The following is a 15,347-nucleotide window of genomic DNA, read 5'->3' as shown; positions in this document are numbered from 1 at the left end:
CAAACGAGAAGGGGCTTTGCTATGCCATTCTCAGCCCTTAATGAAGCGCAGATTACCATGAAAAAGCAAATCGGACTTCAGTGGGGACGAGCCACCGCGGCGATCGCCGTTGTGGTAGGGCACGCCATCGCGCATCCCGGTAATTCTCCATTAACCGAGTTCGCCCGGTTCCTTGGGGGCGTCGGCGTCACACTGTTCTTTGTGATCAGCGGATACATCATGGTTGTCACCACGGGTGAACACCGCTTCGATGGGCGCGCCTTTGTCCAAAAGCGGATCTTACGCATCGTTCCGCTCTATTACTGCGCCACAGCCATCGTCGCAGTCTTTGTCATTCTGGCCCCCCAATTTTTCAAATCGACCACCTTCGATCTGAAACATATTCTTTATTCGATCCTTTTCATTCCCACCCTCGAACCAGGGAGCAAGGAGAAGATCGAGCCCTTCGTCAAATTGGGGTGGACACTAAATTATGAGATGTTTTTCTACCTCGTTTTTGCCCTGTTGTCTTGGCTGAATGCCTTGAACCGAGCCGTGGTCATCAGCCTATTTTTCTGCATCTTGGTGCTGATCGGATTCCTGGTCGACTTCGACAGCGCGGTTCCCACCTTTTACACACGGCCTGATCTGCTTGGCTTCCTCGCCGGCGTTTGGCTGGGCATCTTTGCGCTGGTCAGTCAGGGGCAGATCTCTCAACCCTTGAGCCGGGTTAGTCTCGGCCTCTTTGCCGGGCTGGGGATCCTGCTCCTCTTCAATCATCAAGGCATATGGGACAATCTAGGGATGCGGATGGTCCTGATTGCGACTTGTACCCTGATGGTGGCGTTCCTCGCCTTTGGCGGCAACAGATATAGCCGGAACGTACCCAATGTCCTGACAGTGCTCGGGGATGCGAGCTATTCCATGTATCTCTTTCACATGTTCGCCGTCGGGTTCGTTTGGGCCGTGGCCGCAAAATTTCTTTCCCCCGGCTGGGCGATGCTGGTCGTTCTGACCGCCACGATTGGCGGGATCATCGCGGGGGTTGTCGTCTATTACGGCTTGGAGCGAAATCTCACACTCTATCTCAACCGGTTCCGGCCGAAATCTCGCACGCCCTAAAGCCTTTCCAAGCGAAATGGGCCCCGGCCCTCCGCGTGTGAAGGGCGACGCGCTTTTAAGGGCGGCCGCACAAAGGAGAGCCCGCCTTTTGAGGCTATTCCGCCGCGAGCGCCGCCGGGTCCTTAGGCTCCCACCTCAGCACCGGTTGCCGCGCCGCCCTGGTCTCGTCGAGGCGGCGGCGGGGCGCGTAGACCGGGGCCGCCTTAAATCGCTCGACCAGCCCCGACTGGGCATCCCCCGCAAGACCGATCAGCGCGTCACAAAAAACATCGAGTCCCTGTTTGGATTCGCTCTCCGTCGGCTCGATCAGCAGTGCACCGGAGACCACCAAGGGGAAATACATCGTCATCGGATGAAACCCTTCGTCGATCATAGCTTTAGCGAAATCAATCGTCCCGATTCCTGTCTCTTTCAAAAACCGGTCATCGAAGAGCGCCTCGTGCATGCAATGGCCCTCAAAAGCGGGAGTCATGACCCCAGAGAGCCGAGCAAGCACGTAATTGGCATTGAGGACGGCATCCTCCGCGGCTTGTTTCAGACCATCGGCGCCGTGACTTAGCATATAGGTCAGCGCCCTGACGAACATACCCATTTGTCCATGAAAAGCCACAAGCCGTCCGAACGCTTGGCCGGCGCTATTATCCCGTTCATGCTCGATCAGGCGAAATCCGGTTCCGTCGGAGATGAGGGAGGGCAGCGGCGCAAAGGGCGCAAGACTGTCGGCGAGAACCGTAGGACCGGAGCCGGGGCCGCCGCCGCCATGGGGGGTCGAAAAGGTTTTATGCAGATTGATATGCATGGCGTCGATGCCGAGATCTCCCGGCCGCGCCTTCCCCATGATCGCGTTGAAATTCGCACCGTCGCAATAAAAGAAGCCCCCGACCTCATGCACCGCGTCGGCGATGGCGCGAATGTCCCGTTCGAACAACCCGCAAGTATTCGGATTGGTGACCATGATCGCCGCCACATCCGTCCCAAGACGCTCTTTTAACGCGGCAAGGTCGACCCGGCCCCCGTCATCGGCGGGAATGGCATCGACGGTAAAACCACACTGAACCGCCGTAGCGGGATTAGTGCCGTGGGCGGATTCAGGCGCCAACACCCTACGACGCGTGGCGATGTCCCCCCTGGCCGCCAAGGCGGCACGGATCGCCATCATGCCGCAAAATTCACCGTGGGCACCGGCTTTTGGGCTCATCGCCACGGCGGGCATACCGGTCAATTCCTTCAACCACCCGGCCAAACGATCAATGAGTTCCAACGCCCCCTGAACGGTCGATTGCGGCTGAAGGGGGTGGATATCGGCAAACCCCGGCAGACGCGCCATACGCTCGTTCAACCGCGGATTATGCTTCATCGTACAGGAGCCGAGAGGGAAAATACCCATATCGATGGCATAGTTCTTTTGGCTGAGCCGGACATAATGGCGCATCGCTTCGGGTTCGGATAATCCGGGCAAAGCAGGGGCCGCGGCCGCCTCATACCCGCCCAAGCGCAAGGGGCTGTCGCCCGGCTCCGGAAGATCGACGCCGGACCCGGAGAAATCGCCGCTTTCAAAGATCAAGGGCTCCTCGATCAGCAGCGCCCTGTTGCCGGTATGGGTAGGGGGCGCAATCTGTTGCGGGGCGGTGTCGCCGGCCTGGGTTGGGCGCCCTTTCGCATTCATCACCATGACGATCTCCCGATTTCCTGCGCCAGCGCCGTCCCAAATTGGTCAATATCTTCGTCGGAGACAGTCTCTGTCACCGCAACGACGAGAAGGTCGTGAAATTCTTCCTGCTCAGGCCACAGACGATCGCCCGGCACACCGGCGATTATTCCCATGGAAGCAAGCGCTTCGACGATCGGTCCGGCTTTACTCGGCAGGCGCACTGTGAACTCATTGAAAAAAGTCGGCGTGACCAATTCAACCCCGTCGATCGCAGTCAACCGGTCGGCGGTTCGCGCCGCCGCCTGGTGGTTAAGATGGGCCAATCGGCGAAGCCCCTCCCCCCCCAGCAAGGAAAGATGAACCGTGAAGGCAAGGGCGCACAAACCCGAATTCGTGCAGATATTCGAGGTCGCCTTGTCCCGCCGTATATGCTGCTCACGGGTAGACAGGGTCAGGACGAACCCGCGCCGGCCGTCCGCATCCACCGTTTCACCTGCCAACCGTCCGGGCATATGGCGAACATGCTTCTTGCGGGCCGCGAATAACCCGACATAGGGTCCACCGAAATTAAGGGCATTCCCGATCGACTGCCCCTCCCCCACGACAATATCAGCCCCAAGAAGACCGGGGGCTTTCAACAGGCCAAGGGAGATAGCTTCGGTGACAACAACGATTAACAGGGCCCCGACATTGTGGGCCGCCTCCGCCACCGCCGCAATATCCCGCACATTCCCAAAGACATCCGGTGACTGAACGATGACGCAGGACGTTTCCTCGTCGATGAATTGGCGGATCTTTCCAAGCCCGTTGGGGGTGATCGGCGCCACCACGACCTCATCGTCGATCAATTCCAGATTTGTGCGGACGACGGCCGCATAATGCGGGTGTAGCCCCCCCGAACAGACAACCTTCCGCCGCTTTGTGATTCGGCGGGCCATAAGGGCGGCTTCGGCGGTGGCGGTCGAGCCGTCATACATCGAGGCGTTCGCCACCTCCATCCCGGTGAGGGTCGCAACCTGAGTCTGAAACTCAAAGAGATATTGCAAAGTCCCCTGCGCTATCTCAGGCTGATAGGGCGTATACGCCGTCAAAAACTCCGACCGTTGAATGATATGATCAACCGTAGCAGGAACATGATGACGATAGGCACCGGCCCCTGCGAAAAACGGCCCGTCTCCGGCGGCATGATTCTTTGCCGCCAGCCCAGAAACAAACCGCTCAACCGCCAGTTCCCCCTGATGATCGGGCAAATCCAGATGCGGGTTAAGCGCGTCAGCCGGAACATCGACGAAAAGCTCGTCAATCCGATCGACGCCAATCCGCGCCCGCATCTCGGCTCGGTCCTGATCGCTTAAGGGGAGATATCTCATATCACTGACTTCTCTTTAATCTCCGGACGCCTTCAACCATCGGCAATATGGGCCGTGTAGGCCGCTTCATCCATCAATTTATCGAACGCGGCGGGATCGCTTGGCTTCATCTTGACGAACCAGGCGTCGCCGGCGGGATCCTCATTGACCTTCTCCGGCGCTTCGACAATTCCGTCATTCACCGCGACAATCTCGCCCGCGATCGGCGCATAGACATCGGAGGCAGCCTTGACGCTTTCGACGACTGCCATCTCGTCATGCGCCGAGAAGCTCTGGCCAACGGTCGGAAGCTCGACAAAGACGACATCGCCAAGCTGTTCTGTAGCGTGCGAGGTAATGCCGATCACCGCCACATCGCCGTCCATCCGAACCCATTCGTGATCTTCCGTGTACTTAGTCGTCATAGTTTATGCTTTCCCGCCTTTCGCGGTCCCCCTGAAATAACGTGGCTCGATAAATGGTAGGCGGACAATTTCCGCCGGATGGGCCTTCCCCCGGATCATCAGCGAGACGGCCTGCCCCGGTTGAGAATAGTCCCGATCGACATATCCCATGGCGATGGGGCCGTCGACCGTCGGACCAAAGGTTCCCGAGGTGACGATCCCGATAGAGGCCCCGTCATTATGGTGAATCTCAGTCCCCTCCCGTGCCGGGGCGCGGCCCAACGGGCGTAGGCCCACGCGGACTTGGCTACATCCATGGGTCAATTCCGCCATCACCCGCTCCGCCCCCGGAAAGCCTCCCTCCATTCGCCGACGTTTGCCGATCGCAAAGGAAAGGCTCGCCGCGACCGGGCTGATGGTCTCGTTCATATCGTGACCATAAAGACAAAGGCCGGCCTCAAGCCGCAAGGAATCACGGGCCCCAAGACCGATCGGCTCGACCGCTTCATGATCGAGCAAACGCTCCGCGACGCTGCGCGCCTGGTCTGCGGGCACCGACAATTCAAACCCATCCTCCCCGGTATAGCCGCATCGCGAAACGAGGATCGGCAGGCCATCGAGTTCGGCATCCATGGCCGACATGAAGGGCATTTCCTCCGTTTGGGGAATGAGTGACGCCATGACTTCATGCGCCTTCGGCCCCTGTAGGGCTAATAGCGCGCGCTGATCCAGAACATCGAGGCGTGCCTGATCCGCCAGCCGATCGGCCATCACATCGAAATCGCGGCTTTTGACCGCGGCATTCACGACCAGGAACAGACGCCCATCATCCGCCGCGGTGGGCAATCGGGTAATCATCAAATCATCGAGGATGCCGCCCTCCTCGTTCAACAGCACCGTATAGCGGATCCGTCCCCGCTTCAGCTGACTAATCTCCCCCGGCACGAGGGTTTCGATGGCGGCGGCGACCTTGGCATGATCGGCCTCCGACCCTACTCGGTCGCTGGTCAAATAGGCCTGACCCATATGGCTGACATCGAACAGCCCTGCCTTTTCGCGAACATGCAGATGTTCCGCCTTGATGCCCTCCTTATACTGGATCGGCATCTCATATCCGGCAAAGGGGACCATCTTGGCGCCCAATTCACGGTGGAGCGCATCGAGGGGTAAGCGTTTGGTCGTCGACATAGACAGGGCTCCGATCGGCGCCCGACAGGGGCGCGGGCAAAGTCGGCCCCGGCTGTCTATGGACCTGAGAGATTGACGTCGAGCGATGCTCGCCGCTTGCTCCTTCGGTAGGGGGACCCGCGAAAGGCCAACCCCTTTTCCAGCCTGTCTTGCCTCTCCCGCGGTCCCTGGTGCCTGAGCGTTTCCGGGGCGGTTGCGCCTTCGGCCCCGATCCAACCCCCATATGGCCGAACCGGTGTCTCCCGCGGAGAGAGCGGTCATGGGCATCCCCATAACCATCCATAAGGTGAGGCAGCGACGCTTGCCAGTCAATCGGCGGGTGCCTATCGAGGAAAAATGGCCGATACCTTCCCCTCTCTCCTCTCCTCTCTTCTCGATAAAGCCAAGGCCGCCGGCGCCACCGCGGCGGATGCCCTGGTGCATGAAAGTACAAGTGAGTCCGTCTCTGTGCGCCTTGGCAAGGTTGAGGAGGTTGAGCGGTCGGAAAATCAGGATCTCGGCCTCCGGGTTCTGGTGGGTCAGCGCCAGGCCTGTGTGTCGACGAACGATTTTACGCCATCGGGGTTGACCGATCTTGCCGAACGGGCCGTCGCCATGGCGAAACAGGCCCCCGAGGATCCCTATTGCGGCCTCGCGCCGTCGGCATTGCTTGCTCAGGGCCCCTTTCCCGATCTCGACCTTTGGGACGGTCAGTCGCCGATCTCGGATACGCTCAAGGAAAGAGCCCTCGCCTGCGAAGAGGCGGCCCTCGCCATCAAGGGGGTGACGAATTCGAGCGGCGCGGGGGCGAGCGTGGGGCACGGCCGGACCTTTATTGCCACAAGCACAGGATTTTTCGGTGACCGCAGTGGGGGGCATCATAGCCTCTCGGTCTCCGTTCTGGCGGGCGAAGGCACCGCGATGGAGCGGGATTACGACTATGATTCAAAAACCCATCTGGACATGATGCGCGCGCCCGGCGCGATTGGGCGGCGGGCTGGTGAGCGGGCCGTGCGGCGGCTCAATCCCACGAAGATGAAGAGCCAGCGTCTGCCGGTAATCTTCGATCAACGCCTTTCGGCGGGTCTGCTCGGCCCTCTCGCGGGCGCCATCAATGGGGGGGCGATTGCCCGGGGAACGTCCTTTCTCAAGGACAAGATGGGCGAGGCCCTGTTCCCGGCCGATGTCACCATTACGGACGATCCGTTTATCCGCCGCGGCTTCGGCTCCCGCCCCTTTGACGGTGAGGGGGTCGCCCCGGAAAAGCTCGACGTGATCAAGGATGGCGTATTGACGGCGTGGATCCTGAATTGCCGTCAGGCGCGGCAATTGGGTCTTGAGACCAATGGTCGAGCCAAACGCGGTACGGGGGCGCCGCCGGGATCTGGGACAACCAATTTCGACCTGCCCGCCGGCCCCCTCACGCCTGAGGCGCTGTATCACGAAACCGGGGACGGGCTGTTGGTGACCGAAACCTTCGGTCCGCAGATCAATAGTAATACCGGGGATTATTCCGTAGGGTGTTCAGGTTATCGTATCGAAAAGGGCGAGATCACCGCGCCCGTCTCAGAGATTACGATCGCCGGAAATCTTTTGGAGATGTGGCGAAATCTCAGCCGCGCTAATGATTTCGAGCGTCGCGGCGGCATGAATGCCCCAACGCTGCGGGTCGGTGAAATGACTATTGCGGGAAATTAGGCAGAGAGTTACCCCTCGGTCGTATCCTTGCGCTGATTGATTGAGAGGACTTCCCATGGCTTCCCAAGCGGAGACGGACCGACAAACACTCTATCTGGTTTTCGGTGGAGAGCTTGTGTCGACGCGGAAGGCGGAGTTCCGTGACCTCAGCGCCCTCGACGTCGTCGGGATCTTTCCTGACTTCGCCGCGGCGGAGCGGGCCTGGCGGGCCAAGGCGCAGGAAACCGTCGACAGCGCCGCGACGCGCTATTTCATCGTCCACCTGCACGAATTTCTCGATCCCGATGGGGATGGGTTCCTGTTTTAGGCGGCCCCTCTCACGGCCCCCAAATTAGGGGCACCCGATCAGCGGCCAGCCTTTGGGCGAGAAGACGCGCCTCTTTCTGACGAGGAAATCTTTCCACGCAGTGGAGGGGACTGCACAGCTCACTCTCATAAAAGTGGGGCAATGGAGCAATAGTCGCGCAATGGAGAGGTGAAGGCCGATCGCCCCCGGGCGGGTCACATCGCTGGGAGGCGCGGACCTAGGCGGTCACGGGCCGCCAACCACGGCGCAGGCGCCGGGGCGAGGTCCCCATTACTCCTTGCACCAGAAGGCCGAGGGGCAGGAGAATCACCGCGCAAACGGTCGCAAAAGCCATGAGCACGAGGGTGACCACGAGGACGGCAAGGGATAATAGGCTTGAGATCAAAGAGGCGCTCTCAACCTCGTGATCCCCATGTTCGAATTCGACACCGTCAATAAGCATCCTTTTATACGATCACATTTTAGCGCTTTTGAACAGCCACATTACTGTCATGGTCAATAACCAGTTGTCGCACCTCCCCAACGGGAAACGTTGACGGGCAACGTTTATGACAATTCTTTCCCTTGAGACATTTGCGCTTGGGGCGCGCAGGGTTATCTTTAGACCATGGCGAATATCACAGAGACCGCAATCGGTCACACACACCACGGGATCCCCACTGAGGGCCCAGGTTTGGCGGGCCGCCTGATCGTATCCATGCCGCAATTGAACGATGGGCCCTTCGCCCAATCGGTCATATATATCTGCACCCACGATATCGAGCATGCCTTTGGCCTGATTCTGAATAAGCCGATCGAAGGGGTCGTCGCCACGGAAGCGGTGGCGGATATGGAGGAAAAGGACATCGACCTTCCCCTCTTCTTCGGCGGACCTTGTGAGCCGCGGCGCGGGATTATCTTGCACAGCGATCAGTTCGTGCTGGAAGACTCCGAGACCATTGGCGCCGGACTGGCCATCAGCACGACCAATGAGGCGTTGGCCGCCCTTGGGACCCCCCTCCTCCCCGCCCAGTCGGCGCGGCTGTTTACGGGTCATGCGGGATGGGGGCCGGGGCAACTGGACGATGAGCTGCGTCGGCATACCTGGCTTGATCTTGAGACTTCGACGGACTTCGCGTTCAGCGACCCTGAGACCATGTGGGACCGGGCGATGGCGGAAATCGGCATACCGTTTCAAAATCTCACGGCCCTGGGCACCGATAAGAGTGCCGGCTCTCGCCCCCTGATCTAACGCCTTTTCAGATTGCCCAGAGTCACGAAATACCTCTAGGTGATTGTTTTGTCGCGCTTTTTACGCGGATCCGGCTTGCGTTCGGAACTGCGCTGAGGCGCCGGCCCATGGTGCCGCGCAAGGTCCTTCATCCCAAAGAAGGGGGCCGCCTCTGGCCCGAAGCTTCCTCTATCTGAGCCCTCTATCTCAGATCCGCTACCCGGCGGCGAGGGGCCGGACGGTCATCTGAGGGAGAGGCTTGATCTCGGCGATCTGGCGCGTCCCTTGAGGGGGGATCAATGCGGGGCGCCCGTCGGCTGGTAAGGCCACCGCCGCCCGCCTTGTCCTCATCCTGACGCCGCGGTGGATGCAGCACCGGCGGCCGCCGTTCCTGGACCAATGGCGTGGCCTGGGGAACGGGTCCTGAAGGGCGGCGCCCTCGAGGGGCCCCGGCGGAGGGGGGAGGCGACGCCTGCCTCGTCCCCGCAGGGGCGGCTTCGCCGAAGAGAAAGCCCTGTCCGAACTCGCACCCCAGTTCCCGCAAGAGTTCGGCGGTATCGTCGTCTTCGATCCCTTCGGCCACCACCGGCGCCCCGGATTTGCGGGCCGTCGCGAGAATAGACTGCAAGGCTTGGCGCGCCCGGCGGTTTCTTGGGCCCGACAGCCCCTCCAATAAGCTCTTATCCAGTTTGATAATATCGAACCTGAACTTGCTCAGGCGCGAAAGCGTCGAATATCCGACACCGAAATCGTCGATCGCAAGGCTGGCGCCCGCTCTGCGGATGGCTTTGGCGGCGGCCAGGGCTTTGGACGGGGTGGCCTTCACTTGCCCCTCGCTCAGCTCCATGACCAAGGCACCATCGGGAAGGGCGTAGTCGGCGACGGCCTTTTTGACGATGCGCGCCACATCGTCCTTTGCCAGATCTTCAGCCGCCAGATTGACCGCGACGAATTGCCCGGCACTTCCCTCACGCTCGATCCAGTCCCTCAGGGTCTGGGCCGCCTCATCGACCATGCGGCGGACAAGATCCAGGCCACGATCCGCCGCCAGGATGGCGTCGATGAAACCATTAGCTTCTCGCACCTCCCCATTGGGGAGGGTCCAGCGGGCAAGGGCCTCAAGGCCCACCACCCGCCGATCATCGAGGCTGACGATCGGTTGGAACCAGGGGCCAATAGCGCCAGCCTCAAGCGCCGCAAGGGGGTCGGTCTCATCGCCCGCCTCTGCTTTCCGGGCGGCCCGCTGCATCGGTCGAGGGGCTAAGGCCTTCTCGGCCGACGGCGTGGATGTCGCTTTTGTGGATCGCGGCGCAAAGGAGGGATAGCCGGTCGGTCCCCGACGCCCTGCCCTTAGATCTTCTGGGGCCTCCCGCCCCCCCCGGGCGGCGAGCTGTTGGTCTTGGGGAGGCGCCGCGAGGCGGTGGTCGGGGCCCGCCGCCGCCAAATGCGCTTCAATCCGGGTGAGCAGCCCCTCATGGTCGGTGACACGCCGCCCATGCAGGCGGAAAGCGTCACCATGACGGGACAGAATGTCGATATCGAAGGGGCCGGTGACCGGATCCGCCCCCCCAAGGACGTGATCGTCGAAGGCATCAAGACTATCGGCATCGACCCCATCCCGCAGGACATCCGGGGTGGCAAGCCGCCCGGCATCGACCAAGAATGCCGACGCGAAATCCTGTCCGATCCGCACCTCCCGTGCGGCGAACTGGTCCCACACATAACTGTCGGGGGCGATGTCCAGCGCCCGAACGGGGCGGCGGTCCTCGGGATCGAACGGCCCTTCGCCCCGTCCCCAAAGGGCAGAGACCGGCTCCATCGGCGCCTCGTCATAGGATCCGCGTCGTGCCCGCGGTGGGGCCGCAACCGGCGCCTCCTCCTCGGGCTCGGCGCGACCACCGGGCCGGGGGGCCCTCCCCAAGCGCTCGGCCGCCTCGCGCCGTTCGGCATAGGATCCCTCGGAGGACAGCTCGGCAAGGACCGGCTCGGCGGCCGGTTCGAAGGGCGATGGGCCGACCTCACGCTGCTTTTGCGGCGCCTGGTCGGTCGTCGCGGCCGTCGGCTTGACCACCCAAAGGGCCACAAGCGCCGAAAACCCCACGCCCCCAGAGAGCAGGAACACCGGTAACATTGCCGTCAGTACCGTCATCGTGGCCGGTTCACGCCCGGCGATCGCAATCGCCGGCAGGGCGCCCATGGCGGCGAGCAAGCCGGGGGCCACGGCGATGGTCCCCATGTCACGGCGCAGAAACTCAACCACGATCAGAACACCCATGACGAGTACGGTGGCGGACAGGGAAAGGGCGGCGATCTCCTCCCCCCGAACGAAACTGAAAAAGCCCGCGACACCGGCAAAGAAAGAGGCGGCAATCATCAGCAAGATAACAAGGCCGACCAACGGGTTCTCTCGCGCACTGCGAATCGTCGTCGTCGCAAATAACAGAACGGCGCAGGAAAACAGGCAAAGGATCAGCATCCGCGCGCCGTCACTCACAAAGGAAAGCCGCCCGAAGATCTGGGCAATGACGAGCGCCGTCAGCGCCAGAAAGCTGAAGCCAACAATCGCGACCGCCGAGCGTCGAACCAAGCCGTAGAAGAGAAACAGGAGGGCCAACCCGCCAAGCCCGCCAATCGCGACCGCCTCGATCAGGCTCAGCTGTGAGGTTGCACTCCCCTGGCGCATCCAGGCGACAGCCTCGAGATATCGGTCAAGACCGATCGACGGAATCATGTCCATCATACCGCACCCGCCCCCTTCGACTTCGCCTTTCGGCCCCCCAACGCCCTTAAGTCTGACCCAGGGTCCGTCCGACCTCAAGCCGAATCGGTGCCCTGGCCCCTCACAGGGCGAAGCTATGCAAAATCTGGCCCTTGACGGCCTCCAGCTCGGCATCGACCGAAATCATATGCTCCGGGCGACCGAACAGATCGCGGACATGGGGCGGCAGGGTCGGGGCCACCCCCGTGGCGGCCTCGACCGCCGCTGGAAACTTCGCCGCATGGGCGGTGGAGAGGGTGACAATCGGCCCCTGAAGTCCGGCCTGGCGCCCCCGCTCGGCGGCGGCGAGGCCAATGGCCGTGTGGGGGTCGATCAGTCGGCCGCTTTGGGCAAACACCGTTGCCATTTTGTCGGCGGTCGCCTCTTCATCGACCCGATAGGCGCTGAATTCCTCGGTGATGGTGGATAAGACCTGGGTGGGCACGTCAAAGCCCCCCTCCGTCTTCAACTGGTGCATGAGATGGCGGACCAGATCCGCATCCCCGCCGGAGGCTTCGAACAGCAGCCGCTCAAAATTACTGGAGACCTGGATATCCATGGACGGCGACTGGGTCTCAACCACCCGATCGGGGCGATAGCTGCCGGTGGATAGGCACCGGGTCAGAATGTCGTTTTCATTCGTGGCGACGATGAGATGCCCCACCGGCGCCCCAAGGCGCTTGGCCACCCATCCTGCGAGGATGTCGCCGAAATTGCCGGTCGGCACGGCATAATGCACCACCCCGCCTTGGCGAGACAGGGTGAGAGAGGAGGTCACATAGTAAATTGTCTGGGCAATGATCCGGGCCCAGTTGATCGAGTTGACAGCCCCGAGGCCGACCTGATGGCGAAATGTCTCATCAGCGAACATTGCCTTCACCAGGCTCTGGCAATCGTCGAAGGTCCCGCGCACAGCGAGATTCATCACATTGTCCGCCGCGACGGTGGTCATGAAGCGTCGCTGCACCTCGGAAATACGGTTTTCAGGATGCAGCACACAAAGCCGCGTCGCCTGGCGTCCGGCCATGGCCTCGACCGCGGCGCCCCCCGTATCGCCCGATGTGGCGCAGACAATGGTCATTTGCCGGCCGGCTTTGGCCAGGCCGTCGGAAAACATCGGGCCGAGCCACTGCATCGCCACATCTTTGAAGGCGAGCGTCGGTCCATGCACGAGTTCCAACAAAAAATCGTCAGCCCCCATTTGAACTAGCGGCGTCGTCGCAGGGTGGGCGAAACGGTCCCAGGCCGTATCGGCAAAATGCGGCGTATCCTGACCGATGAATAAGGGAAGCACCGCCGCGGCGGCGTCCGCGAAGGAGGCGCCGGCGAGATCTTCAAGACGCGCGGGGGAAAGGGACGGATAGGTCTCGGGAACGAACAGGCCGCCATCCGGCGCAAGCCCCGCCAGAAGCACATCCGCGAAGCTTTGCCCCGTCACACCGCCACGGGTTGACCGATAGCGCATGTCAGGCATCGGCACCGGGCGCCCCTTCGCACATCAAGAACCGGTCAGCGCCGGTGGAGCCGATGAGGGTCTTGTCGCCGAGACTGACGCCGGCCGTCGCTGCGGACAGGATATCGCCTGGATCTTCAAACAAAATATCGATCTCTCCCTGTGGCGAGAGGCGCAATAGCCGGGAGGGTGCCTTCTCCTCAATGCCTTTTGTGTAGGCGGCGAAACTGAACGGCTGCGGGACAGCCGTGACGAGAAGCTGGCCATCGCCGGAGACCGTCACACTGTCGGGAAATCCTTCGAGCCGCACATCGCCGGAGGGCATCAACCGATCCGTCACCGGATCGCGGTCGAACATCCGTACCCGCTTTGCCCGCATCTCCGCCACGTAAAGAGCCGTGCCGTCCCGGCTCAGCGCCAACCCACTGGGAAAGGCCAGATCGCCGATCGGCGCCGACCAGCTATTGCCGTCATAGTGGAAGATCTGCCCCGTTTTCAGGCCGAGGAGAAAATCCAAACGGCTCCGCCAGGTCAGGCGAGCACCACTGGTCACATTGCTCACATAAAAGCTGCTTGGACCGGTCGCGATCACGTCCTGCGGCGAGGTCAGGCGCGGATCGGTGAAACGGCGGCGCAGCAGCAAATTGCCGCCCGGGTCGATATCGTAGAGCAGGACCTCCGGCCCCGCGCCATTCACGACGAAGAGACGTCGCACACGCTCCCCCCCCGCCGTTACACCGCTGAAGATATCGAGGCCGCCGGGCTGGAAATCGATCGGCAAGCCCACGGTACGGTCACGCCAGGAGCTGTCATCCAAGGGATTGACGGTGTCAAAGCGAATAATCGCCCCCCGGCTGGCCCCGCCCCGTCGATCCATTGAGGAGAGATAGACCGCCGCGCTGTCGGGCACCGGTTCGAAATCGAGCGCCCCGTGGATCCCGACCACAGGGGTACACCGCAAACGGGTCTGCGCCGTCACTTCTTCGAACTGCCGAAAACTCCAGCCGAAATAGGTGACCGCCGCCACCATGACGAGCGCCATGATGGCGATCACAAACATCAAAGGGGTCAAGAACCGCATGAGGGAAGATAGCCGGGGCCGGAGTTAGACTATCACAAAACCCTAAGCGTGGCACGGGGGCAAGACTTGTAGGAATTTAAAAGCGGGTCACGGCAAAAGGGCTTGTCATTTCCACGTTAGACGCATAGGGGACGCGTCTTTGTTTTCCCCTCTGGGAGCCCCCGTGATGAAAAAAGATATCCATCCTGACTATCACATTATCAATGTCACGATGACCGACGGCACGACGTTCCAAACCCGCTCGACCTATGCCGAGCCGGGCGCGACGATCAATCTCGATATCGATCCGATCAGCCATCCTGCCTGGACCGGTGGCCCCGCGCGGATCACCGAAAAGGGCCGTGTCTCCAAGTTCAAGTCCAAGTTCGGCAATTTCGGCCTGTAAATCGGACTCTGCACAGCACGATCTGCGGCTCAGTGACCGATCCCCGCCGCTTTACGGCGGCGGCGCCTCATCGGATGTGCTGTCCGTCCTCCGGGCGGGGGCGCCATTACGGTCGAGAGTGCCAAGCGCTGCGGCTGGCTCAGGCGCCAAACTCCCCTTCGCTCGGCGGAGGCGTTGTCACAAATGTATCGAATAGCAATTTCGCGTCCGCCTCGAGATTCTCGGGGCGTTTCATTTGGCCGCTGATCATCAATGAGGCACGCCCATGGGTGGCAGCCCAAAGGATGTCCCGGACCCGTTTGATGTCGGACCGGGGGCCAAACCGGCGGATGACTTCCCGCTCGAACAATTGCCACGCTTTCCCCGACGCTTCGAGAAATTCTGGGTCATCGGGGCGGATCCGGTCGAGCTGAAACATCAACGAGAAATGGGCCTGATTATTGAGGGCAAACCGCGCATAACCGGCGCCAAGGGCCGACACGCGATCCTCCACCGCCGCCCGCATCATCGACTGCTCCATACTGACAACGAGACGCTCGAACCCAATAATCGCAATGGCGGTCAACACGCCGCGTAAATCGCCGAAATGGTGCCCCGGTGCCCCATGACTGACCCCGGCACGGGCCGCACATTGGCGCAAGGTCACTCCTTCGACGCCTTTCTCTTCAAGAAGGGCCAGCGCCGCATCGATCACCGCATTCCGCAAATCGCCATGATGATATCGCCGTGCGTCTGGGGGGGGCAGCGTGTCGGACATACCCTTATTTGCCGGTGAAACTAGAC

At 61.4% G+C, this 15,347-nt stretch carries 14 protein-coding genes and 1 riboswitch; of the genes, 5 read left to right on the top strand and 9 right to left on the bottom strand.

Going from position 1 to position 15,347, the window contains the following annotated elements; translation table 11 throughout:
- The first annotated feature begins 21 nt into the window (after positions 1-21).
- Positions 22-1,101: an acyltransferase family protein gene (locus PB2503_RS06255; protein ID WP_013300391.1), complete on the top strand. Its 1,080-nt coding sequence runs from the start codon at positions 22-24 to the stop codon at positions 1,099-1,101.
- Between the two features lie 94 nt (positions 1,102-1,195).
- On the opposite strand, the gene gcvPB is transcribed toward PB2503_RS06255, so the two are convergent.
- From gcvPB to gcvT, 4 genes are read right to left on the bottom strand one after another with little or no spacing between them, the layout of a single operon-like run.
- A complete protein-coding gene (gene gcvPB, locus PB2503_RS06250) occupies positions 1,196-2,773 on the bottom strand; it encodes an aminomethyl-transferring glycine dehydrogenase subunit GcvPB (RefSeq protein WP_013300390.1) in 1,578 nt (525 codons plus the stop codon).
- Positions 2,767-4,122, bottom strand: a complete 1,356-nt coding sequence (gene gcvPA, locus PB2503_RS06245; protein WP_013300389.1) for an aminomethyl-transferring glycine dehydrogenase subunit GcvPA — start codon at positions 4,120-4,122, stop codon at positions 2,767-2,769. Before gcvPA ends, gcvPB begins: the two co-directional genes overlap by 7 nt.
- 32 nt (positions 4,123-4,154) lie before the next feature.
- Positions 4,155-4,526, bottom strand: a complete 372-nt coding sequence (gcvH, locus tag PB2503_RS06240; protein WP_041534919.1) for a glycine cleavage system protein GcvH — start codon at positions 4,524-4,526, stop codon at positions 4,155-4,157.
- Positions 4,527-4,529: 3 nt separating this feature from the next.
- A complete protein-coding gene (gene gcvT / locus PB2503_RS06235; RefSeq protein WP_013300387.1) occupies positions 4,530-5,693 on the bottom strand; it encodes a glycine cleavage system aminomethyltransferase GcvT in 1,164 nt (387 codons plus the stop codon).
- A 151-nt stretch (positions 5,694-5,844) separates the two neighbouring features.
- Positions 5,845-5,948, bottom strand: a riboswitch (glycine riboswitch).
- An 81-nt stretch (positions 5,949-6,029) separates the two neighbouring features.
- On the opposite strand from gcvT, the gene PB2503_RS06230 reads away from it, so the two are divergent.
- The gene (locus tag PB2503_RS06230; protein WP_013300386.1) at positions 6,030-7,370 is read left to right on the top strand and encodes a TldD/PmbA family protein; all 1,341 of its coding nucleotides are present in this window, start codon (positions 6,030-6,032) and stop codon (positions 7,368-7,370) included.
- Between the two features lie 55 nt (positions 7,371-7,425).
- Positions 7,426-7,677: a DUF4170 domain-containing protein gene (locus PB2503_RS06225; RefSeq protein WP_013300385.1), complete on the top strand. Its 252-nt coding sequence runs from the start codon at positions 7,426-7,428 to the stop codon at positions 7,675-7,677.
- 217 nt (positions 7,678-7,894) lie between these two features.
- Here PB2503_RS06225 and PB2503_RS06220 read toward each other — a convergent pair whose 3' ends face one another.
- A complete protein-coding gene (locus tag PB2503_RS06220) occupies positions 7,895-8,119 on the bottom strand; it encodes a hypothetical protein (RefSeq protein ID WP_013300384.1) in 225 nt (74 codons plus the stop codon).
- A 165-nt stretch (positions 8,120-8,284) separates the two neighbouring features.
- Between PB2503_RS06220 and PB2503_RS06215 the strand changes: the two genes are divergently transcribed.
- Positions 8,285-8,908, top strand: a complete 624-nt coding sequence (locus tag PB2503_RS06215; RefSeq protein ID WP_013300383.1) for a YqgE/AlgH family protein — start codon at positions 8,285-8,287, stop codon at positions 8,906-8,908.
- Between the two features lie 181 nt (positions 8,909-9,089).
- Here PB2503_RS06215 and PB2503_RS13900 read toward each other — a convergent pair whose 3' ends face one another.
- From PB2503_RS13900 to PB2503_RS06200, 3 genes are all read right to left on the bottom strand, one after another.
- Entirely contained in the window at positions 9,090-11,627 is a 2,538-nt protein-coding gene (locus PB2503_RS13900) for an EAL domain-containing protein (RefSeq protein ID WP_013300382.1), read from the bottom strand.
- Positions 11,628-11,727: 100 nt separating this feature from the next.
- Entirely contained in the window at positions 11,728-13,119 is a 1,392-nt protein-coding gene (gene thrC, locus PB2503_RS06205) for a threonine synthase (RefSeq protein WP_013300381.1), read from the bottom strand.
- A complete protein-coding gene (locus tag PB2503_RS06200; RefSeq protein ID WP_158305829.1) occupies positions 13,112-14,158 on the bottom strand; it encodes an SMP-30/gluconolactonase/LRE family protein in 1,047 nt (348 codons plus the stop codon). The genes thrC and PB2503_RS06200 overlap by 8 nt, the downstream gene beginning before the upstream one ends.
- 187 nt (positions 14,159-14,345) lie before the next feature.
- Here PB2503_RS06200 and rpmE point away from each other — a divergent pair, with 187 nt between their 5' ends.
- Positions 14,346-14,564 carry a 50S ribosomal protein L31 gene (gene rpmE / locus PB2503_RS06195; RefSeq protein ID WP_013300379.1) on the top strand — a complete coding sequence of 73 codons (219 nt, stop codon included), beginning with the start codon at positions 14,346-14,348 and terminating at the stop codon, positions 14,562-14,564.
- 139 nt (positions 14,565-14,703) lie between these two features.
- Here rpmE and PB2503_RS06190 read toward each other — a convergent pair whose 3' ends face one another.
- Positions 14,704-15,321 carry a TetR/AcrR family transcriptional regulator gene (locus tag PB2503_RS06190; RefSeq protein WP_013300378.1) on the bottom strand — a complete coding sequence of 206 codons (618 nt, stop codon included), beginning with the start codon at positions 15,319-15,321 and terminating at the stop codon, positions 14,704-14,706.
- Between the last annotated feature and the right edge of the window lie 26 nt (positions 15,322-15,347).

The sequence above is a fragment of the Parvularcula bermudensis HTCC2503 genome (assembly GCF_000152825.2).
GTDB classification, from domain to species: domain Bacteria; phylum Pseudomonadota; class Alphaproteobacteria; order Caulobacterales; family Parvularculaceae; genus Parvularcula; species Parvularcula bermudensis.
The sequence above is the reverse complement of the archived record's forward strand: the minus strand, read 5'-3'. Positions and strand labels throughout refer to the sequence as shown.